General features: G+C 60.9%; 20 protein-coding genes. 11 read left to right on the top strand and 9 right to left on the bottom strand.

The genetic code is table 11. The features are described 5' to 3' along the window. Nucleotides 1-71: 71 nt before the first annotated feature. A complete protein-coding gene (gene dgt, locus KHA73_RS03480) occupies nt 72-1589 on the bottom strand; it encodes a dGTPase (protein ID WP_234588922.1) in 1518 nt (505 codons plus the stop codon). 129 nt (nt 1590-1718) lie between these two features. On the opposite strand from dgt, the gene mtnN reads away from it, so the two are divergent. From mtnN to KHA73_RS03465, 3 genes are read left to right on the top strand one after another with little or no spacing between them, the layout of a single operon-like run. After that, entirely contained in the window at nt 1719-2420 is a 702-nt protein-coding gene (gene mtnN, locus KHA73_RS03475) for a 5'-methylthioadenosine/S-adenosylhomocysteine nucleosidase (protein WP_234588920.1), read from the top strand. Between the two features lies 1 nt (nt 2421). Then, nucleotides 2422-3228 (top strand): vitamin B12 ABC transporter substrate-binding protein BtuF, encoded by an 807-nt coding sequence (btuF, locus tag KHA73_RS03470; protein ID WP_234588918.1) that lies wholly within the window; start codon nt 2422-2424, stop codon nt 3226-3228. After that, nucleotides 3228-3842 carry a TRIC cation channel family protein gene (locus tag KHA73_RS03465; RefSeq protein WP_234588916.1) on the top strand — a complete coding sequence of 205 codons (615 nt, stop codon included), beginning with the start codon at nt 3228-3230 and terminating at the stop codon, nt 3840-3842. Before btuF ends, KHA73_RS03465 begins: the two co-directional genes overlap by 1 nt. 60 nt (nt 3843-3902) lie before the next feature. On the opposite strand, the gene erpA is transcribed toward KHA73_RS03465, so the two are convergent. Continuing rightward, nucleotides 3903-4247: an iron-sulfur cluster insertion protein ErpA gene (erpA, locus tag KHA73_RS03460; RefSeq protein ID WP_234588914.1), complete on the bottom strand. Its 345-nt coding sequence runs from the start codon at nt 4245-4247 to the stop codon at nt 3903-3905. Between the two features lie 89 nt (nt 4248-4336). Beyond that, on the bottom strand, nt 4337-5773 hold the full coding sequence (gene clcA / locus KHA73_RS03455) for a H(+)/Cl(-) exchange transporter ClcA (RefSeq protein ID WP_234588912.1): 1437 nt from the start codon (nt 5771-5773) through the stop codon (nt 4337-4339). A gap of 179 nt (nt 5774-5952) precedes the next feature. Here clcA and hemL point away from each other — a divergent pair, with 179 nt between their 5' ends. After that, a complete protein-coding gene (gene hemL, locus KHA73_RS03450) occupies nt 5953-7242 on the top strand; it encodes a glutamate-1-semialdehyde 2,1-aminomutase (protein ID WP_234588910.1) in 1290 nt (429 codons plus the stop codon). 53 nt (nt 7243-7295) lie between these two features. Here the strand turns inward: hemL and ampE are convergent, their stop codons facing one another. Then, complete coding sequence (gene ampE / locus KHA73_RS03445) at nt 7296-8150, bottom strand: beta-lactamase regulator AmpE (RefSeq protein ID WP_234588909.1); 855 nt, start codon at nt 8148-8150, stop codon at nt 7296-7298. After that, complete coding sequence (ampD, locus tag KHA73_RS03440; RefSeq protein ID WP_234588907.1) at nt 8147-8746, bottom strand: 1,6-anhydro-N-acetylmuramyl-L-alanine amidase AmpD; 600 nt, start codon at nt 8744-8746, stop codon at nt 8147-8149. The genes ampE and ampD overlap by 4 nt, the downstream gene beginning before the upstream one ends. An 84-nt stretch (nt 8747-8830) precedes the next feature. Between ampD and nadC the strand changes: the two genes are divergently transcribed. The 4 genes from nadC (at nt 8831) to hofC (ending at nt 13000) form a co-directional block, all read left to right on the top strand. After that, entirely contained in the window at nt 8831-9721 is an 891-nt protein-coding gene (nadC, locus tag KHA73_RS03435; protein ID WP_234588905.1) for a carboxylating nicotinate-nucleotide diphosphorylase, read from the top strand. Nucleotides 9722-9912: 191 nt separating this feature from the next. Further along, on the top strand, nt 9913-10350 hold the full coding sequence (gene ppdD, locus KHA73_RS03430) for a prepilin peptidase-dependent pilin (protein ID WP_234588903.1): 438 nt from the start codon (nt 9913-9915) through the stop codon (nt 10348-10350). Nucleotides 10351-10355: 5 nt separating this feature from the next. Next, nucleotides 10356-11804, top strand: coding sequence for a type II secretion system protein GspE (gene gspE, locus KHA73_RS03425; RefSeq protein WP_234588901.1), 1449 nt, complete (start codon nt 10356-10358; stop codon nt 11802-11804). Then, a complete protein-coding gene (gene hofC, locus KHA73_RS03420) occupies nt 11801-13000 on the top strand; it encodes a protein transport protein HofC (RefSeq protein ID WP_234588900.1) in 1200 nt (399 codons plus the stop codon). The genes gspE and hofC overlap by 4 nt, the downstream gene beginning before the upstream one ends. Before the next feature lie 44 nt (nt 13001-13044). Here hofC and KHA73_RS03415 read toward each other — a convergent pair whose 3' ends face one another. Next, nucleotides 13045-14088 carry a GMP reductase gene (locus tag KHA73_RS03415; RefSeq protein WP_234588898.1) on the bottom strand — a complete coding sequence of 348 codons (1044 nt, stop codon included), beginning with the start codon at nt 14086-14088 and terminating at the stop codon, nt 13045-13047. A gap of 431 nt (nt 14089-14519) precedes the next feature. Here KHA73_RS03415 and coaE point away from each other — a divergent pair, with 431 nt between their 5' ends. From coaE to yacG, 3 genes are read left to right on the top strand one after another with little or no spacing between them, the layout of a single operon-like run. Then, complete coding sequence (coaE, locus tag KHA73_RS03410) at nt 14520-15134, top strand: dephospho-CoA kinase (RefSeq protein ID WP_234588896.1); 615 nt, start codon at nt 14520-14522, stop codon at nt 15132-15134. A 5-nt stretch (nt 15135-15139) separates the two neighbouring features. After that, the gene (gene zapD, locus KHA73_RS03405) at nt 15140-15892 is read left to right on the top strand and encodes a cell division protein ZapD (RefSeq protein ID WP_234588894.1); all 753 of its coding nucleotides are present in this window, start codon (nt 15140-15142) and stop codon (nt 15890-15892) included. Between the two features lie 54 nt (nt 15893-15946). After that, nucleotides 15947-16141 carry a DNA gyrase inhibitor YacG gene (gene yacG, locus KHA73_RS03400; RefSeq protein WP_234588892.1) on the top strand — a complete coding sequence of 65 codons (195 nt, stop codon included), beginning with the start codon at nt 15947-15949 and terminating at the stop codon, nt 16139-16141. A gap of 38 nt (nt 16142-16179) precedes the next feature. Here yacG and mutT read toward each other — a convergent pair whose 3' ends face one another. The 3 genes from mutT to secM all read right to left on the bottom strand — a co-directional run bounded on the left by mutT (nt 16180) and on the right by secM (nt 19993). Beyond that, nucleotides 16180-16584 carry an 8-oxo-dGTP diphosphatase MutT gene (mutT, locus tag KHA73_RS03395; protein ID WP_234588890.1) on the bottom strand — a complete coding sequence of 135 codons (405 nt, stop codon included), beginning with the start codon at nt 16582-16584 and terminating at the stop codon, nt 16180-16182. A gap of 79 nt (nt 16585-16663) precedes the next feature. Further along, a complete protein-coding gene (secA, locus tag KHA73_RS03390; protein ID WP_234588888.1) occupies nt 16664-19375 on the bottom strand; it encodes a preprotein translocase subunit SecA in 2712 nt (903 codons plus the stop codon). Between the two features lie 84 nt (nt 19376-19459). Beyond that, a complete protein-coding gene (gene secM / locus KHA73_RS03385; protein ID WP_234588871.1) occupies nt 19460-19993 on the bottom strand; it encodes a secA translation cis-regulator SecM in 534 nt (177 codons plus the stop codon). Nucleotides 19994-20011: the final 18 nt, after the last annotated feature.

The raw sequence follows: 20011 nt of genomic DNA, 5'->3' as shown, positions 1-20011 counted from the left end.
ATATTGTCTGTCTTTACAAAACTCGAGACAGACAATCCTTTGGCCTCGCTGGTAATTATTGAGGCAATGAATTATTCCGCCGCCATTAATCTACGGTATTCATCGTAAGCATAAAGATCGGTCATTCCGCTGATGTAATCCTGTAATAAGCGCGCGCGGAAATAATATTCTCTGATTGCCTGCTGTTCCTGCGACAAATGCTGCAGCCCTTCAACCGCTTCGACATATGCCAGCCGGTGCTTAGTGGACAGCTTGTGGAACAGCCGCGTTTCAATCGGGTAGGCGCGGTGGCTGTCTTCCTGCACCAGCTGGGTAAAGTCGCCCAGCGGCATCGCCAATAGCGGGCTGTAAATGTCCAGCAGGCCGCTGATCACCCGATACCCCTGCAGCTCGAGCTGCTCCACCTCCGGGTGGTTGAAGACGTGCTTGAGCGCCACATTCTTGAATATTTTCAACAGTTGGTAGGCCGGGCTGGAATCCTCCAGCAGCGCCTGATTAAAGTGGCCCTGATACACCGCCTCCAGGTTGTCGATAAAGCGCTGCGCCGCGTGCGGCACCAGCCGCGCGACGGTAAATACCCGCAGATACATGAAGAATTGATCTTCCGCACTGCGCCGCGCGCCGCCCTTATCGATTTTCCGGAAAGCGCTGGCAACGGTTTTATCGAATAAATCCCCCGGCGCAATTTCGCCCCACTCTTGAATAAGATGCTGATACAGCTGATCGACGGTGAAAATATTTTTTTCCACCGCGTCTTCAAGATCGGCAATGCAATAAGAAATATCGTCGGCGGCTTCCATAATATAGGTCAGCGGGAAACGATCGAATTCGCCCATATGCAGTTCGCGCCGCAGCCGATCGACGAAGGCCTCTTCCGCCAGATAATAACCGGGCTTTTTCATCAGATAACTGCGGCCGGCCGGGATCTCGCTCGCCCAATAGGCCGGGCGGGTATATTTCAAGATACAGCCTACCTGGGCATAGGTCAGATTGAGTTTAAGCAGGGTATAGACCATGCGGATCGCCTGAGCGTTGCCTTCAAAATGGCTCAGGTCCTGCCGGATACGGCTGCGCAGCCGATTAAGATCGCTTTCTCCTTCGTGCAGGCGCAGCACCGCGACCTGGCAGCGATCGTGGCTGCCCGGCTCGCTGCCGCAGCTGGCGGGATCGAGCCGCTGGGCGAACCAGTCGTTGATCGCCGACTCGCCAAAGTGGCCGAACGGCGGATTGCCGATGTCATGCATCAGGCAGGCCATTTCTACGATGCTTTCGAAGGGCGCGAGCAGCCGGGCCAGGCCGAGCTCGTCGATGCGCCCTTCCTGCTTGAAGCGGTTGAGGATCTCTTTGGCGATATGCCGCCCCACCTGCTGCACTTCCATCGAATGCGTCAGGCGGCTGCGCACCGCCGCGTTACGTTCCAGCGGAAACACCTGAGTTTTCTGCTGCAGGCGGCGGATCGCCGCCGAGTTGACAATGCGCCCGCGATCGCTCTCGAACTGCCGCACGATGTCATACTCTTCCTCGGCCTCTATCGGTTTGCTGAATGGCCGCTGGAAGCTGATTTTTTGTTTGAAGTCGATCCCGGACATCTGTTTCTCCGCGGTTGCGCCCAGCCCCCGTGATAACAATTCCCTGCGGCGGATGCAACGGATTATCTCTCTCTGACAGCCATGATAGACTATGGCGCAATTCCCACACCCAATCAGCGAGTGTTATTTATGAAAGTAGGCATCATCGGCGCAATGGAGCAGGAAGTCACCCTGCTGCGCGATCAAATTGAAAATCGTCAGACCATTCAACGCGCGGGCTGTGAAATCTATACCGGCCAGATCGGCGGCGTTGAGGTTGCGCTGCTGAAATCCGGCATCGGCAAAGTCGCCGCGGCCATGGGCACCACCCTGCTGCTGGAGCACTGCCGCCCGGACGTGGTGATCAATACCGGCTCCGCCGGCGGCCTGGCCAGCACGCTGAAAGTGGGCGATATCGTGGTATCCGAAGAAGTGCGCTATCACGACGCCGACGTGACCGCCTTTGGCTACGAGCCGGGCCAAATGGCCGGCTGCCCGGCGGCGTTCGTGGCAGACGACGCGCTGATCGCCCTGGCGGAAGGCTGCATCAAACAGCTGGACCTGAACGCGGTGCGCGGCCTGATCTGCAGCGGCGACGCCTTCATCAACGGCGCAGAGCCGCTGGCGCGCATTCGCACCACCTTCCCGGCCGTTGCCGCGGTTGAAATGGAAGCCGCAGCCATCGGCCACGTTTGCCACCTGTTTGGTACGCCGTTCGTGGTGGTGCGCGCCATCTCCGACGTTGCCGACAGCGAATCGCACATGAGCTTCGACGAATTCCTCACCGTGGCCGCCAAGCAGTCGACGCTGATGGTAAACGCCATGCTGCAAACCCTGGCCAAGCGCGGTTGATGTGAAGCTGAGCTTCGCCTCTTTGCTGTGGCTGTTCACGCTGTGGCTGGCGCTGCCCGCCGGCGCTGCCCAGCGAGTGATAAGCCTGGCGCCGAACACCACCGAGCTTGCCTATGCCGCCGGCATGGGCGATAGCCTGCTGGCGGTAAGCGCCTTTTCCGATTATCCGCCGGCGGCCGGCAAGCTTGAACAGGTGGCCTCCTGGCAGGGCGTCAATATCGAACGGGTGCTGGCGCTGAAGCCGGACCTGATCCTGGCGTGGCGCGGCGGCAATCCGCAGCGGGTGTTGGATCAGCTCGCCTCGTTCGGCATACCTATCTATTACGCGAACGCCGGCAGCCTCGACGAAATCGCCCGTTCGCTGGACGATCTTGCCCAATACAGCCCGCATCCCGAGCAGGCGCATCAGGCGGCGGACGCCGTTCGCCGGCAAACCGCGGCGCTGAAACAGCAATACGCCCGCAATCAACCGCGCCGCGTGCTGCTGCAGTTCGGTACCCAGCCGCTGTTCACCGGCTCCGGCGCTACCCTGCAAAGCCAGGTGCTGTCGCTGTGCGGCGCCGAGAACATCTTTGCCGACAGCCGCATGCCCTGGCCGCAAATCAGCCGTGAGCAGGTGCTGGCCCGCCGGCCGCAGGCTATCGTCATCACCGGCGGCGCGCAACAGCTCGCCAGCGTGAAGGCCTTCTGGGCGCCGCAGCTGCAGGTGCCGGTGATCGCGTTGAATGAGGATTGGTTCAACCGCCCGGGGCCACGCATCGTGCTGGCGGCGCAGCAGCTGTGCAGCCAATTGGCGGAGATGCATTAATGCTGGTGTTCTGGCTGGATATTCTCGGCACCGCGGTATTCGCCATTTCCGGCGTGCTGCTGGCCGGCAAATTGCGCATGGATCCGTTCGGCGTGCTGGTGCTGGGCGTGGTGACAGCTGTCGGCGGCGGCACCATCCGCGATATGGCGCTGGCCAACGGCCCGGTGTTTTGGGTAAAGGATCCCACCGATCTGGTGGTGGCGATGATCACCTGCGTCCTGACGTTGCTGCTGGTGCGCCAACCGCGCCGCTTGCCGAAATGGATCCTGCCGGTGCTGGACGCCGTCGGGCTGGCGGTATTCGTCGGCATCGGCGTCAATAAGGCCTTCGCCGCCGGTACCGGCCCGCTGGTGGCGATTTGCATGGGAGTGATCACCGGCGTAGGCGGCGGCATTATCCGCGACGTGTTGGCGCGCGAGATCCCGATGATCCTGCGCACCGAAATCTACGCAACCGCCTGCATCATCGGCGGCATCGTGCACGCTACCGCGTTTCATACCTTCGGCATGCCGCTGCAGCAGGCGATGATGCTGGGCATGGTCATTACTCTGGCCATCCGGCTGGCGGCTATCCGCTGGCACCTCAAACTGCCCGCCTTTATCCTCGAACGCTAGGGGCATAAAAAAAACCCGCGAGCCGGAGCGGCTGGCGGGTTGATCGTGCAGTGAAGGGCTTCAGATGCTGAACGAAGAACCGCAGCCGCAGGTGGTTTTGGCGTTCGGGTTGGTCACCACAAAGCGCGAGCCTTCCAGCCCTTCGGTATAATCCACCGAGCCGCCCACCAGGTATTGCAGGCTCATAGGATCCACCACCAGCGCCACGCCTTGCTTCTCGATGGTCATGTCGCCGTCGTTGATCTTGTCGTCAAAAGTGAAGCCGTACTGGAATCCGCTGCAGCCGCCGCCGGTAATGTAAACCCGCAGCTTCAGGTTAGGATTTTCTTCGTCGGCAATCAGGAACTTAACCTTACTTGCCGCTGCCTCGGTGAATTGCAGGGGCAGTGCTGTTTCATCACTCATACTCTTTACTCCCAACATTGTTCAGCATCAGAGCGCTACAATGGCTGCCTGATTAATATTAACGATTATCCGATACCTGAGTGTTGCGTTCAAGTATTCACCGCATTTGTTGTATTTTCTTTACCTGTTTTCTCCGCCGCTTCGCGCGCCTGCTGCGCTTCCTGCTTCCGTAATGTGCGGGCCAATATGGACGAATACAACGGCTTACCGCCAAGGAATTGCGCTACCAGCGTCGCGCCGAGACAGGTGATGATCATCGGCAGGATCAGCTGATAGTTGTCGGTCATTTCCAGTACCAGCACAATGCCGGTCAGCGGCGCGCGCACCGTGGCGGCGAACAGCGCACCCATGCCGGCGATGGCGAAGGTGCCCGCCTCGATGCCGTACTGCGGGAACAGATGCGCGCCCGCCAGCCCGAAGGCGGTGCCGAACAGCGTGCCCAGCGCCAGCATCGGCGCGAAAATCCCCCCCGGCGCGCCGGAGCCGAAACACAGCAGCGTGGTGAACACCCGCGTGATGAAAATAAACATCAGCATGCCGACGCTGTAGTTGCCCGCCGCGGCGATCGGGATCAACCCGAAGCCGCCGCCCGCCGCCTCCGGCTGGATCAGCCCCAGAATGCCGCAGACGCCGCCGAGCAGGCCGCCCATCAGCAGCACGTTGCGCATCCGGCCGCCGTGCAGGCGGGCGAACATATCCTGGCTGCGGAAAACCAGCGCGTTGAACATCACCCCGACCGCACCGAATATCGCTCCCAGCACCAGATACAACCACAGCGTATTGATCGGCGCCGAAGACAGCTTGCCGACCGCGATCACCGAGCCGGAACCGTTAAACAGCTGGAACACCACGCTCGACATAATCACGCCGATAAACACCGCTTTAATCGAAATCAGGTTGTAGCGGAACTGCGGGCGCATCTCTTCGATGATGAACAGAATGCCCGCCAGCGGCGCATTGAACGCGGCGGAGAGACCCGCGGCCGCGCCGGTGGCCAGCAGCGAATGACGCGCCTCGGCGCCGCGCATGCGGAAAATATCCAGCACCATGCGCCCGACGTTGCCGCCCATCTGCACCGTAGGCCCTTCCCGCCCCAACACCATGCCTGCGCCGAGCGTACCCATGCCGCCGATAAACTTCACCGGGATCACCCGCCACCAGCGCACCGGCCGCAGCTCTTCCAGCGCGCCTTCAATTTCCGGAATGCCCGAGCCGCCCGCCTCCGGCGCATAGCGCCGCACCAGGTAATAGCCCAGCGCCGCCAGCGCGGCGGACAAAATAAACGCCAGCGGCCACACCAGGATCCAATAATCGGCCACCTGAACCAGCGCGGTCAGCCGCTGCTGTTGCACCCAGTTCACGGCGTTGTCGAACGCCACGCCGAGCAGGCCGGCCAGCGTGCCCACCAGAGCGGCCATGATCAATACCGCTACCGGCGTCTTGTCGCGGCGGATAAACTGCCGCACCGCATCGCTGCGCTTCAGGCGCGGCGGCGCCGCTGAAGGCTGTTGCTGCATTTCAGTCATAACGGGTTATTCATTCGTGTGATCAAATGTAATACAAATAGGTAAGCTGGCTATTCTACCTTACCCCCGCCCCGGCCGCCGCCGTTAATAGGTATCTGGCTGTGATCGTTTCATAACGCGGCGCTCTCCTCTAGAATAGCGCGGTCAAATCATTCAAAAGAGAATCCAGGAGCCGATTTATGAGCTTACACAGCAAGTCCGAAAGTCTGTATGCCCAGGCGCAACAGTTGATCCCCGGCGGGGTTAACTCTCCGGTGCGTGCATTCACCGGCGTCGGCGGTGTGCCGCTGTTTATCGAGCGGGCGGACGGAGCTTACCTGTTCGACGCCGATGGCAAAGCCTACATCGACTACGTTGGCTCCTGGGGCCCGATGGTGCTGGGGCACAACCACCCGGCGATCCGCGACGCGGTGATCGAAGCGGCGCAGCGCGGCCTGAGCTTCGGCGCGCCGACCGAGATGGAAGTCAAAATGGCGCAGCTGGTCACCGAGCTGGTGCCGACCATGGACATGGTGCGTATGGTGAACTCGGGCACCGAAGCCACCATGAGCGCCATTCGCCTGGCGCGCGGCTACACCAACCGCGACAAGATAATCAAGTTCGAAGGCTGCTACCACGGCCACGCCGACTGCCTGCTGGTGAAAGCCGGCTCCGGCGCGCTGACCCTCGGCCAGCCGAATTCCCCGGGCGTGCCGGCGGACTTCGCCAAGCACACCCTCACCTGCACCTATAACGATCTGGATTCGGTGCGCACGGCGTTCGAGCAATACCCTTCGGAGATCGCCTGCATTATCGTCGAGCCGGTGGCCGGCAATATGAACTGCGTGCCGCCGCTGCCTGAATTCCTGCCGGGCCTGCGCGCGCTGTGCGATAAATATGGCGCGCTGCTGATTATCGATGAAGTGATGACCGGCTTCCGCGTAGCGCTGGCCGGGGCGCAAGCCTATTACGACGTTGAGCCGGATCTGACCTGCCTGGGCAAAATCATCGGCGGCGGCATGCCGGTGGGCGCCTTCGGCGGCCGCCGCGACGTGATGGCAGCGCTGGCGCCGACCGGCCCGGTTTACCAGGCGGGCACCCTGTCCGGCAACCCGATCGCCATGGCGGCGGGCTACGCCTGCCTGACCGAAGTCTCGCAGGTGGGCGTGCACCAGACGCTGACCGAACTGACCGAAATGCTGGCGGATGGCCTGCTGCATGCGGCGAAAGAAGAAAGCATCCCGCTGGTGGTCAACAACGTCGGCGGCATGTTCGGCCTGTTCTTCACCGACGCGCCGGCGGTCACCTGCTACCAGGACGTGATGCGGTGCGACGTGGAGCGCTTCAAGCGCTTCTTCCATCTGATGCTCGAGGAGGGGGTTTATCTGGCGCCTTCAGCCTTTGAAGCAGGCTTTATGTCCGTAGCCCACAGCAAGGAAGACATCCAGCGCACTATCGACGCCGCGCGCCGCAGCTTCGCCAAACTCTGAGTTTGCAGTGCAACTAAAACAGGCGCCAAGGCGCCCGTTTTAGTTGCTGCGGCTTAAAGCAGCGTACCGTAAATGGTCAACAGCGCCACCACCACCACGATGATCATCGTCACCTTGCGCGCCAAAGTCACCGCCGCGCGCGGCGTTTGCACCGGATCCATATGCGGATCGCGCGCCAGCGAGAACTGCGCCAGCCGTGTCAGCACCTGATATGACGAAGAGTGGCGGTCGCCCAGCGAAGCGAACCAGGCCGGCAGCGCCTTCTCTCCGTGACCGAACAGCGCGTAGGCCACCCCCGCCAGGCGCACCGGGATCCAGTCCAGCCAGTTCAGCAGATGATCAATGCCCGACTGCGAACGCTCCAGCGGCGTATTGTGGCGCGCCAGCCAGGTTTGATAGGCGCGCAGGAAAGAGTAACCCGCCAGCGCGATCGGCCCGTAAGGCCCGCAAACCACAAACCAGAACAGCGGTGCCAGATAGTAGCGGAAGTTAATCCACAGCAATGCGTTTTGCAGCTCGCGCAGGCGCAGTTCTTCGCTGCAATCCACCGGCAAACCGTGGATCAGCGCCAGCTCTTCCGCCATCTGATCGCTGGCGTGGCTGTCCCCCTGCCGCGCGGCCTTCAGATAGGCGCGATAATGCTTGCGTTTAACGCCGGCGCCGACGCACAGCAGATCGATGACAATCCACAGCAGCAGCGTCACCACCCCGAAGAACAGTCCCTGAGATAGCCACAAAATGCCCCACACCACCACCATAAAGGCGAGGGTCATCGCCAGCGTTTGCGCCAACGACACCCGATGCAGCCGGTGGAACACCACTTCCAGGCGATGGTCCAACTGCCAGTGTTCACCCAGTTTGAACAGGCGTTCCCACGCCAGAACCAGTAACAGCGTAAACAGCGTCATTCGCGATTCCTCTCCCTTTTTCTTTTGCCAAGCATAGCGTTATCGGCGCCATCCCGTTGTTCCAGAGATGCCAGATAGCGTTTCCAGTCGAACGCCGGGCCAGGATCGGTCTTGCGCCCGGGGGCGATGTCACTGTGCCCGGTGATATTATCCGCCAGGCCCGGATAATGCCTAGCCAACAGTGCGGTCACCGCCTGCAGGCTGCGATATTGCTGTGGCTCATAGGCCAATAGATCGGTGCCTTCCAGTTCGATGCCGATGGAGAAGTCGTTGCACTTTTCACGCCCCCGATAGAGAGAAACGCCGGCATGCCAGGCGCGCCGATCGAAAGGCACATATTGAACGATTTCGCCGTCGCGGCGGATCAGGCAGTGCGCAGAGACCCGCAGCTGATGAATATCGGCAAAATAGGGGTGATCGGCGGGATCCAGCGTGCCGGTGAACAGCCGATCGATATGGGGGCCGCCAAACTCGCCGGGTGGCAGGCTGATATTGTGGATCACCAGCAGCGAGGGCGTTTCATCGTCCGGCCGCCGATCGCTGTGTGGCGAAACAACCCGCCTCACCCCGACAATCCAGCCATTTTCCAACTGCATCAGACACTTCTCCGCGGTGGTACTTATTCCTGCAACAGAGTAGCATGTTCCCCTACGATCTAACCGTCCATTTCGGAGTTTTCCATGCCGACACGTCGCTACAGTGCCGACAGCCGCCGCACCGAGCTTCTTGAACGAATTGAAAGTGATATCCCCTATGCCGTCGCCCAGGCGCTGCGTGAAGATTTGGGGGGCGAAGTCGATGCCGGGCGCGATATTACCGCGCAATTGTTACCGGCCGACAAACAGGCCGAAGCCACCGTCATCACTCGTGAAGCCGGGGTATTCTGCGGCCGGCGCTGGCTGAACGAAGTCTTTATCCAGCTGGGCAATCAGGTGAAGGTCGACTGGCTGGTGGCGGACGGCGATCGCCTGACGCCGAACCAACCTCTGTGCCGTCTCAGCGGCCCGGCCCGGGTGCTGCTGACCGGGGAACGCACCGCGCTGAACTTTGTGCAGACGCTGTCCGGCGTGGCGACCGAAGTCAGCCGCTATGTCGCGATGCTGCAGGGCACCCAGACCCGCCTGCTGGATACCCGCAAAACGCTGCCGGGCCTGCGCACCGCGCTGAAATACGCCGTACTGTGCGGCGGCGGCAACAACCATCGGCTGGGGCTGTCCGACGCTTTCCTGATCAAGGAAAACCACATCATCGCCTCCGGCTCGATCAAAAACGCGGTGGAGAAAGCCTTCTGGCTGCACCCCGACGTGCCGGTCGAGGTGGAGGTAGAGTCCCTCGACGAGCTGCAGCAAGCGCTTGACGCCGGCGCCGATATCGTGATGCTGGACAACTTCAGCGTCGAGATGATGCGCCAGGCGGTGGCTCAGACCCAGGGCCGAGCGCAGCTGGAAGTTTCGGGCAACGTTACCGGTGAAACGCTGCGCACCTTTGCCGAAACCGGCGTGGACTATATTTCGGTTGGCGCGCTGACCAAGCACGTGACCGCGCTCGATCTGTCGATGCGCTTCAAATAACGCCCCGCCTTCCCGCTGCGCGGGAAGGCATTTCCCCCGCCAAAATTGCGCACCGCACCTCAGTTTTTTTCATCCCGTTGCAACCGAAGCTGCATGTGCCGGAAGCGCACCGCGAAACGCGCCAAAGGTTATCGCAGCCCGCCGCCAGACCGGTTACCGTCCCCTCCACACTGACATGGAGGAAACAAAAAATGGAAACGCAGCGCGGTTTTACCCTGATTGAACTGATGGTGGTGATCGCCATTATCGCCATACTGAGCGCCATCGGCATTCCCGCCTACCAACGCTATATCCAGAAGGCGGCGATGACCGACATGCTGCAGACCATGGCGCCCTACAAACTGGCCGTAGAGCTCTGCGTACTGGACGAAGGCAAGCCAACCGGCTGCAACGCCGGCGGCAAAGGGATCCCCGCCGGCGGATCCTCGCGCTACGTCAGCGATCTGCAGGTCGATAAGGGGGTGATCACCCTCACCGGCGCACAGACGTTGCTGGGGTTGAAAGTCGCGCTGACGCCCACGCAAAACGCCGGCGGCCTGACCCGCTGGACCCGCCTGTGCACCAGCGAAAACGCCAGCCTGACTGAGGTCTGCCAGGAAGTGTTCCGCTTTGACAACGCGGCGGAGTAACGGCAATGATTGAAGCGATCAGCGAAGAAGTTCACAACCTGTGTCGCCGCTACCAAACCCTGGCGCTTAATGAAGATCACACCACCCTGACGGTGGCGCTCAGCGAGGAAGCCCCTCAGGAACTGCTGGCGGCGCTGCGCTTCGCCACGGGGAAGCGCATCCACCTGGAGCAATGGCCGGCGGCCCGGCTGGAGCTGGCGCTGAATCAGCGTTATCTGCAGGCGGAAACGCCACCGCTGGCCGCCGCAGAGCGGGCGCCCGCTGCCGCGTCTCTGGACGACGCGAGCGATACGCCGGTGGTGCAGTTTATCAACCAGACGTTGCGCATGGCCATTCAGCGCCGCGCCTCGGACGTGCACTTTGAGCCTTATCAGCAGCGGTTTCGCGTGCGATTGCGCATTGACGGCGTGCTGCAGGCCATCGCCTCGCCGCCGGCCGAGTTGGCGGCGCGACTGAGCGCCAGGCTGAAGATTATGGGGCAACTGGACATCGCAGAGCGCCGGCTGCCGCAGGACGGGCAGCTCAGCCTCTGGTTGGATAACGCCCGCTATTCGATGCGCATCGCCACATTGCCGACGCTGCACGGCGAAAAAGTCGTGCTGCGCATTTTGCAAACCGAGCGGCAGGAGCTGCCGCTGGAAGGGTTGGGCATGAGCCGGGCGGCGCTGGGTAGCTATGCGGCGGCGCTGGCCAGCCCGCAAGGGATGATCCTGGTGACCGGCCCAACCGGCAGCGGCAAAACGGTAACGCTGTACAGCGGCCTGCGCCAGTTGAACGACGCGCAGAGCAATCTGTGCAGCGTCGAGGATCCGATCGAAATCCCCTTATTTGGCGTCAATCAAACCCAGGTGAACGCCAAAACCGAGCTGAGCTTCTCGAAAGTGCTGCGTGCGCTGCTGCGCCAGGATCCGGACGTTATCATGATCGGCGAGATACGCGACCAGGAAACCGCAGAGATCGCCGTCAAGGCCGCCCAGACCGGCCACCTGGTGCTGTCGACGCTGCACACCAACTCTACCGGTGAAACCCTGACGCGCCTGACGCACATGGGCATTCCCGGTTACCTGATCGCCGCCTGCCTCAAACTGGTGATCGCCCAGCGGCTGGTGCGCCGGTTGTGCGAGCATTGCCGCTATCAGCAGAGCCGGCCGACGCAGTTCCCTGCGGCGATCTGGCCGGAGCCGTTGACCGCCTGGCGCGCCGACGGCTGCGAACACTGCTTCAGCGGCTACTACGGCAGGATAGGCGTTTACGAGCTGCTGGCGGTCACCCCTGAAGTGCAGGCCGGCCTGCTGCAGAACGCCACGCCGGGCCAACTGGCGGATATCGCCCGCCAACAGGGGCAGATAACGCTGCTGCAGGCCGGGTTGGCGCTGGTTGCCGCAGGCGTCACTTCGCTTGAAGAGCTGTACCGCGTGGTGGATATTACCGCCTGTGGCGGGGAGCGGCAGTGATGGTCCGTCGCCTTTTCCTCTGGCGAGCCATAGATGCAGAGGGAGAGATACGTCATGGCGAACTGATGAGCAGCGAAAAAAGCCGGGTCAGCCGGCAGCTTATCGAACAGGGCCTGCAACCTTGCCAGATAAAGCGCGGCAAACGCATCCCCCACGGCCAATGGCGCGGCGAACCTCTGATTCACTTCACCCGCCAGTTGGCCACTCTGCTGCAGGCTGGCCTGCCGCTGGTTAACGCGCTGCAGCTGCTGGCCACGGAACACCCGGCAGCCGCCTGGCGCTGCCTGCTGCGGCAACTGGGGGAACGAGTGCGCCAGGGGCAACCCTTTTCAGAAGCCGTCGCCGAACAGCGGGCCGTCTTCCCGCAGATCTACCGCCCGCTGATCGCCATTGGCGAGCTGACCGGCAACCTGGAACGTTGCTGCCTGCTGCTGGCGCAACAGCAAGAATCCCGGCAAAAACTGCACAGCAAGGTCGTCAAGGCGCTGCGTTACCCCCTATTTATCTGCGCGGTGGCGCTGCTGGTCAGCGTGTTGATGCTGGTGATGGTGCTGCCGGAATTTGCCGGGGTTTATCAGTCGTTCGACGCGCCGCTGCCCTGGTTTACCCAAGGGCTGCTGCACCTCTCCGCCCTGCTGATCGGCACAGGGCCTTATCTTGCCTTGCTGCTGGGCGGCCTGATTTTCGGCTACTGCCGTTGGCTGCATCCGCAGACGCAGTGGCGCCGCCGCGAACAGGCGGCACAGCTACGCCTGCCGTTGATCGCCCGCCTGATCGAAGGCAGCGCGTTAAGCCAAATATTTCGCATTCTGGCCATGACCCAGCAGGCGGGCCTGACGCTGGTCGACGGCTTGAGCGCCGCGGCAATGGCGGTGGATAACCTGTTTTATCGGCAGGCGCTCGAACAAGTGCAACACCAGATTTCCCAAGGAGAAACTTTCCATCATGCCTTGAGCCAACAGCCGCTGTTCCCCGCTCTGTGCCGGCAACTGGTGCGAGTGGGGGAGGAATCCGGTTCGCTGGACAGCCTGCTCGACAAGCTGGCGCAATGGCATGAGCAGCAGACGCTGGAGCTGGCCGATACGCTGGCGCAAACGCTGGAGCCGCTGCTGATGTTGGTGGTTGGCGGGATCGTCGGCGCGCTGGTGATTGCCATGTATCTGCCGATCTTTCAGTTGGGGAACGTATTGGGATAAACGGTGAGATAACGGGCGCAGCCTGCTGCGCCCGGAACGCGGGGTTATTTCGCGCCGAAGACGCGGTTTTCCTGCTCCGCCACGCGGATAAAGGTAGTGCGCTTGGTCAGTTCCTTCAGGCGTTCTGCACCAACGTAGGTGCAGGCGGAACGCAGGCCGCCGAGGATGTCGCGCACGGTGAACTCAACTTCGCCGCGCAGCGGCAGCTTGACGGTTTTACCTTCAGCCGCCCGGTATTCGGCAACGCCGCCAACGTGACGCTTCATCGCCGACTCGGAGCTCATACCGTAAAACAGCATGAACTTTTCGCCGTTCTCCTCCACCACCGTGCCTTCACATTCGTCGTGGCCGGCCAGCATGCCGCCCAGCATCACGAAGTCGGCGCCGCCGCCAAAGGCTTTCGCCACGTCGCCCGGCACGGAACAACCGCCGTCGCTGACAATCTGGCCGCCCAGGCCGTGCGCCGCATCCGCACACTCGATCACCGCAGACAGTTGCGGATAGCCCACGCCGGTTTTTACCCGGGTGGTGCACACCGAACCGGGGCCGATGCCGACTTTAACGATGTCTGCGCCGGACAGGATCAGCTCTTCCACCATTTCGCCGGTGACCACGTTGCCCGCGCAAATCACATGATTTGGGCATGCCTCGCGCGCCTTCTGCAAGAAGGCGACGAAGTGCTCCGAGTAACCGTTGGCCACGTCGATACAGATAAACTTCAATGCCGGGGAGAGCGCCAGAATTTGCTTCATCTTGGCGAAATCGGCTTCGGAGGTGCCGGTGGAAACCATGACGTGACGCAGCACCGACTCTGGCGCGCGCTGTACGAAAGCCGCCCATTGTTCGACGCTGTAATGTTTGTGCACCGCGGTGAGAACGTCGAAGGAAGCCAGGGCCTCTGCCATGCGGAAGGTGCCGACGGTGTCCATATTGGCGGCGATAACCGGCACGCCGGACCAGCTGCAGCCGGAATGTTTAAAGGTGAACTGACGTTCCAGCTCAACTTCAGAACGGCTTTTCAGCGTGGAACGCTTAGGACGGATCAGCACATCTTTAAAGCCTAACTTCAAATCTTCTTCAATACGCATGACTAATGATTTCCTGGTTTATGGCGACGGATCGCAGGAGAATATTCGAGCCTATACCCGACGAATTTCAAGTTGCGGCCAGGCGACCAGAGCGCTCATCCCCAGGAGCTTACATCAGTAAGTGACCGGGGTGGGCCAACGCTGCGGCTTGAAAGGCGACGGGTAGAGTAATGCCAGTTCCAGTGACGTTATCATACGCGCTAATAATCGCCGGACAAGACTGCGAATTCTCGATTATTTGCGCTACAATCCGACAAATTTACCTGCGAAACCGCAGTGTGACCTCTCGCTCACTTTCCCTTTTCGGCTGCGCTTTTTATCGCCGCATCACGCAGGCCATCGGGCAAGCGACCCTGTCGACTTGCACTTCTGCGCGATCGCTTTATGATTCGTCTATTATTTTTTTATGAATATCGGGTGCACCTAACACCATGGCCTACATTGTTGCGTTGACCGGCGGTATCGGCAGCGGCAAGTCGACCGTAGCGGAAGCCTTTGCGCGCCACGGCGCTGCCGTTGTCGACGCAGACGTGATTGCCCGTCAGGTTGTCGAGCCGGGCACCCCTGCCCTGGCCGCGATCGCCGAACGTTTTGGTAATGAAATGTTGCTGGCGGACGGTGGCTTAAACCGCGCGGCGCTGCGCCAGCGAATCTTCAGCCAGCCTGATGATAAAACCTGGCTGAACCAATTACTGCATCCGCTGATCCATCAGGAAACCCAACGTCAGCTGGCGCAGGCCACCAGCCCTTATGCGCTGTGGGTAGTGCCGCTGCTGGTGGAAAACGGCCTGCAGCATCGCGCCGATCGGGTGCTGGTTGTCGACGTCGAGGTTGAAACCCAGTTGGCCCGAACCCTGGCGCGCGACGGCATCAGCCGCCAGCAGGCGCAAAACATTCTTGCCGCCCAGGCCACGCGCGAGCAGCGTTTGGCCGTGGCGGATGACATCATTGACAATAGCGGCGCCGCTCAGGGGATAGAGCCATTGGTCGCCGCACTGCATCGCCGCTACCTCGAACTGGCGGCATCAGCGACCCAACAGGATTAAACTGCATGAGTGATGTTTCCCCAAGCGTTCTCTTTGAACATCCACTGAATGAAAAAATGCGCACCTGGCTGCGCATCGAATTTTTACTTCAGCAGCTGTACGGCCAGCGCGCCCTGAGCGAAACCGCCATCGCCCTGACCTTCTTCCGTACCGTTTCCGATCTGCTGGACGTGCTGGAACGCGGCGAAGTACGCACCGAACTGCTGAAGGAGCTGGAGCGCCAACAGCAGAAGCTTTTAGCCTGGGCCGATGTGCCGGGTGTGGATATGTCGCTGATCGAACAATTGCGCAGCCAACTGAAGGGGCGTTCTTCCGCCCTGATGTCGGCGCCGCGTCTTGGCCAGGCGCTGCGCGAAGACCGGCTGATTAGCCTGGTCCGCCAGCGGTTGAGCATTCCCGGCGGTTGCTGCAGCTTCGATTTGCCGACGCTGCACATGTGGATGCACGCGCCACAGCAGGAGCGCGACGCCGACGTCGTCGAATGGCTGCAGACGCTGGAGCCTTTGAATCAGGCGCTGACCATGGTGCTGGACCTGATCCGCCAGTCGGGGCCGTTCCGCAACCAGATAAGCCTGAACGGATTTTTCCAGGATAACGCCGAAGGGGCCGATCTGCTGCGCCTGCGCATCAGCCTGGCGCCGCAGCTGTATCCGCAGATTTCCGGTCATAAAACGCGCTATGCCATTCGTTTCCTGCCGCTGGACAGCGAGCGCGGCGTGGTGCCGGAACGCCTGACGTTCGAACTGGCCTGTTGTTGAACAATCATTTGAAATAATAACCCTGTCAGAGATGAAAGGGCGTAAGGAACCGTTATGACGACCGTAGTGAAATGCCCAACCTGTGGCAAAGGCGTGGTGTGGGGAGAAGTGAGCCCGTTCCGCCCGTTCTGCAGCAAGCGCTGCCAGCTGATCGATCTCGGCGAGTGGGCCGATGAAGAGAAGCGCATTCCGAGCAACAACGAACTGTCGGAAAGCGATGACTGGAGCGAAGCGGACGACGACCGCTGATCGCCGAATGACGGCCCGGCGCCGCCGGGCCTTTGGTGTTATTGCGCGGCGTTGGCCTGCTGCACCAGCAGTTTGATAATGCTGATATTGGCCTCGGGGAACTCTTCCTCTCGCAAATCCGCCTGCTTCACCCAGCGCATCGGCTGGCCTTCGCGGCCGAACGGCTCGCCCTGCCAGGCTTCCACCAGATAGAAATTCAGCGTGACGATGCGGTCGCTAAAGCGATGCTCCAGCACCTCCAGCAGCGTTGCGCGTTCGGTTTCGATGCCGGTCTCTTCGCGCAGCTCGCGGCTCAGCGCCTGCTCCGGCGTTTCGCCCTGCTCGATTTTACCGCCGGGAAACTCCCAAAAACCCGCCATATGTGAATCGGCGGCGCGGCGGGTAATAAAGATCTCCTGCCGATCGTTACGAATAATGCCCACGGCGATGTTCAGATGTTTCATCACACCCTCCTGATTGGTGCCAAAAAGCAGGGGTTCAGCACGCTGAACCCCTGATGTAACCCGTTAAACCCGACTCAGCTTACTTCTGCAGGCGGCCGTGGCACTGTTTGTATTTCTTGCCGGAACCGCACGGGCAAGGATCGTTGCGGCCCACTTTCCGCTCGGCGCTGGCCGGTGCGTTAGGATCTTCGGTAACCAGCGCGTTCTCTTCGTAATGGCTCAGCTGTTGCTGCTGCGCCAGGCGCTCGGCTTCTTCGCGACGCTGCTGTTCCAGCGCTTCAACCTCTTCCGGCATCCGCACCTGCACCTTGCTCAGCACGCTGATCACTTCGTATTTCAGCGACTCGAGCATGGTGGCGAACATATTGAAGGATTCGCGCTTGTACTCCTGCTTAGGATCCTTCTGCGCATAACCGCGCAGGTGGATGCCCTGGCGCAGGTAGTCCATCGCCGCCAGGTGCTCTTTCCACAGGGAGTCCAGCGTTTGCAGCATCACGCCTTTCTCGAAGTTGCGCATCATGTCGCTGCCAACCACTTCTTCTTTAAGCAGGTACTGCGCCTTGGCGTTCTCCAGAATGCGCTCGCGCAGCGTCTCTTCGTGCAGCTCCGGCTCTTTGTCCAGCCACTCGGCGATCGGCATCTCCAGGTCGAAATCGTTCTTCAGGCGCTCTTCCAGCCCCTGAATGTCCCACTCTTCTTCCAGCGACTGCGGGGTGATGTAGTTGTCGATGGTGCTCTTGAACACGTCTTCACGGATGCTGGCGATGGTTTCGCTCACGTCAGACACGTCCAGCAGTTCGTTACGCTGGCTGTAGATGGCGCGGCGCTGATCGTTGGCCACATCGTCGTATTCCAGCAGCTGCTTACGAATGTCGAAGTTGCGGCTTTCCACCTTGCGCTGGGCGTTGGCGATCGCCTTGGTCACCCATGGGTGCTCAATCGCTTCGCCTTCTTTCATGCCCAGTTTGCGCATCATGCCGGATACGCGATCCGACGCGAAGATACGCATCAGGGCATCTTCCATCGACAGGTAGAAGCGGGATGAACCGGCGTCGCCCTGACGACCGGAACGGCCGCGCAGCTGGTTGTCGATACGGCGTGACTCATGGCGCTCGGTACCGATGATGTGCAGGCCGCCCGCCGCCAGCACCGCATCGTGGCGCACTTTCCAGGCATCCTTGATGGCGGCGACTTGCTCTTCGGTCGGCTCTTCCAACTGAGCGACCTCAGCCTGCCAGCTGCCGCCCAGCACGATATCGGTACCACGGCCCGCCATGTTGGTGGCGATGGTTACCGCGCCGCTCTGGCCGGCCTGGGCGACGATGTCCGCCTCCATGGCGTGGAATTTGGCATTCAGCACCTTGTGATCGATACCCGCTTTGGTCAGCTCGCGGGAAACCACCTCGGATTTCTCGATCGAGATGGTGCCCACCAGCACCGGCTGGCCGTTGGCGGTGCGCTCACGGATGTCTTCGATGATCGCGCCAATTTTCTCCAGCTCGGTCATGTAGACCAGATCCGGCATGTCTTTACGGATCATTGGGCGGTTGGTCGGCACCACGATGGTATCCAGCTTGTAGATAGAGCTGAATTCGAAGGCTTCGGTGTCGGCGGTACCGGTCATGCCCGCCAGCTTCTCGTACAGGCGGAAGTAGTTCTGGAAGGTGATCGAGGCCAGCGTCTGGTTCTCGTTCTGGATCTCCACGCCCTCTTTGGCTTCCACCGCCTGGTGCAAACCGTCGGACCAGCGGCGGCCCTGCATGGTACGGCCGGTGTGTTCGTCGACGATGATCACTTCACCGTCTTTCACGATGTAGTCGACGTCGCGGGTGAACAGCACGTGAGCGCGCAGAGCGGCAGTCACGTGGTGCATCAGCATGATGTTGGTCGGGGAGTACAGAGACTCGCCTTCTTCCATGATGCCGGCGTCAACCAGCATTTCTTCGATCAGGATCAGACCGCGTTCGGTCAGGTGCACCTGGCGCGCCTTCTCGTCCACCGAGAAGTGGCCTTCGCCCTGGAAGGAGTCGGAGTCTTCTTTTTCCTGGCGGATCAGTTTAGGGATCAGCTTGTTGACCTTGATGTACATCTCGGAGCTGTCTTCAGCCGGGCCTGAGATGATCAACGGAGTACGGGCTTCATCGATCAGGATGGAGTCCACCTCATCCACCAGCGCATAGTGCAGCTTGCGCTGAACCCGCTCTTCCGGGCTGAACGCCATGTTGTCGCGCAGGTAGTCGAAACCGTATTCGTTGTTGGTGCCGTAGGTGATGTCCGCAGCGTAAGCTTCGCGCTTGGCCGGCGCAGGCATGCCCGGCAGGTTGATGCCAATGCTCAGGCCGAGGAACTCGAACAGCGGGCGGTTGTTTTCGGCGTCGCGCTGCGCCAGATAGTCGTTGACGGTAACCACGTGCACGCCGCGGCCGCTCAGGGCGTTCAGGTAGGCAGGCAGAGTCGCGGTCAGGGTCTTACCTTCACCGGTACGCATCTCGGCGATGCAGCGGTCGTTCAGCACCATACCGCCCAACAGCTGCACGTCGAAGTGGCGCATGCCGAACACGCGCTTGCTCGCCTCACGCACCACGGCGAAGGCTTCCGGGATCAGGCTTTCCAGCACCTCGCCTTTTTCCAGGCGCGCGCGGAATTCGTTGGTTTTGGCTTTCAGTTCATCGTCGGACAGTTTTTCCATGTCCGGTTCCATCTGGTTGATTTGCTCAACCACTTTGCGCATGCGGCGCAGCGTACGATCGTTACGGCTACCAAAAACTTTGGTTAATAATTTCACTAACATGATGTTTGATATCTCTGTCGTGACGGCCAAAACGGCAGTCAACTTGCTGTTGTTTTATCGGTTTTTTTCGCCCGGCGGGCTAGGTCAGCTGAGTGCGGCAGGCCCGGCGCGGATGCCCTGAACCTGCGCCAGCCATAGGCCGGTCTGATGCTGCGCCAGCGCAGGCAGCACCTCGAGATGGGTATGACGAATGATGGTCGGCGGCTTCGGCTCGTGCGTCAGCAGCGCGTTGAGGGTGGAAAGCAACGCCAGCTGCGCCACCTGCAACGGAGGTTCTGCCGCTTCGGTTTCGCTCTCCTGCACCCGCGCATAGACCGCCTGCGGCGCCAGCGCGAAAGAAAGGTGACGAATGACGGTGCGAAGCGCATGCTGTTGCCAGTAGTCGACGCTGAAGGTCGGGCGACGGTGCGCTTCCTGCAGCAACGCCAGGCTGTTAAAGGCGCTGCTGGCTGAATTTTGCCGGTTAAGGCTGGACGAGCTGCTTGGCAGAGCGGCCTGATCGGGTGCGCCGGACAAATTTGAAGGTGCGCCAAGCGTGGCCGCAACCATCCCTAACAGGAGATGGGGCCAGAAATAACGTCTGCCAAATTGTCGCCAACGATTTAGAATACCGATCACGAGTTTATAATCCGCCGG

Source organism: Serratia entomophila (genome assembly GCF_021462285.1).
Taxonomy (GTDB): Bacteria; Pseudomonadota; Gammaproteobacteria; order Enterobacterales; family Enterobacteriaceae; genus Serratia; species Serratia entomophila.
Note: the sequence above shows the minus strand (reverse complement) of the source record. Positions and strands in the feature narration are given on the sequence as shown.

What these genes read in the sequence shown, in the direction of transcription:
- dgt (WP_234588922.1), bottom strand. Translation starts at nt 1,589, where the DNA reads ATGTCCGGGATCGACTTCAAACAAAAAATCAGCTTCCAGCGGCCATTC.
- mtnN (WP_234588920.1), top strand. Translation starts at nt 1,719, where the DNA reads ATGAAAGTAGGCATCATCGGCGCAATGGAGCAGGAAGTCACCCTGCTG.
- KHA73_RS03465 (WP_234588916.1), top strand. Translation starts at nt 3,228, where the DNA reads ATGCTGGTGTTCTGGCTGGATATTCTCGGCACCGCGGTATTCGCCATT.
- erpA (WP_234588914.1), bottom strand. Translation starts at nt 4,247, where the DNA reads ATGAGTGATGAAACAGCACTGCCCCTGCAATTCACCGAGGCAGCGGCA.
- clcA (WP_234588912.1), bottom strand. Translation starts at nt 5,773, where the DNA reads ATGACTGAAATGCAGCAACAGCCTTCAGCGGCGCCGCCGCGCCTGAAG.
- hemL (WP_234588910.1), top strand. Translation starts at nt 5,953, where the DNA reads ATGAGCTTACACAGCAAGTCCGAAAGTCTGTATGCCCAGGCGCAACAG.
- ampE (WP_234588909.1), bottom strand. Translation starts at nt 8,150, where the DNA reads ATGACGCTGTTTACGCTGTTACTGGTTCTGGCGTGGGAACGCCTGTTC.
- ampD (WP_234588907.1), bottom strand. Translation starts at nt 8,746, where the DNA reads ATGCAGTTGGAAAATGGCTGGATTGTCGGGGTGAGGCGGGTTGTTTCG.
- nadC (WP_234588905.1), top strand. Translation starts at nt 8,831, where the DNA reads ATGCCGACACGTCGCTACAGTGCCGACAGCCGCCGCACCGAGCTTCTT.
- ppdD (WP_234588903.1), top strand. Translation starts at nt 9,913, where the DNA reads ATGGAAACGCAGCGCGGTTTTACCCTGATTGAACTGATGGTGGTGATC.
- gspE (WP_234588901.1), top strand. Translation starts at nt 10,356, where the DNA reads ATGATTGAAGCGATCAGCGAAGAAGTTCACAACCTGTGTCGCCGCTAC.
- KHA73_RS03415 (WP_234588898.1), bottom strand. Translation starts at nt 14,088, where the DNA reads ATGCGTATTGAAGAAGATTTGAAGTTAGGCTTTAAAGATGTGCTGATC.
- coaE (WP_234588896.1), top strand. Translation starts at nt 14,520, where the DNA reads ATGGCCTACATTGTTGCGTTGACCGGCGGTATCGGCAGCGGCAAGTCG.
- zapD (WP_234588894.1), top strand. Translation starts at nt 15,140, where the DNA reads ATGAGTGATGTTTCCCCAAGCGTTCTCTTTGAACATCCACTGAATGAA.
- yacG (WP_234588892.1), top strand. Translation starts at nt 15,947, where the DNA reads ATGACGACCGTAGTGAAATGCCCAACCTGTGGCAAAGGCGTGGTGTGG.
- mutT (WP_234588890.1), bottom strand. Translation starts at nt 16,584, where the DNA reads ATGAAACATCTGAACATCGCCGTGGGCATTATTCGTAACGATCGGCAG.
- secA (WP_234588888.1), bottom strand. Translation starts at nt 19,375, where the DNA reads ATGTTAGTGAAATTATTAACCAAAGTTTTTGGTAGCCGTAACGATCGT.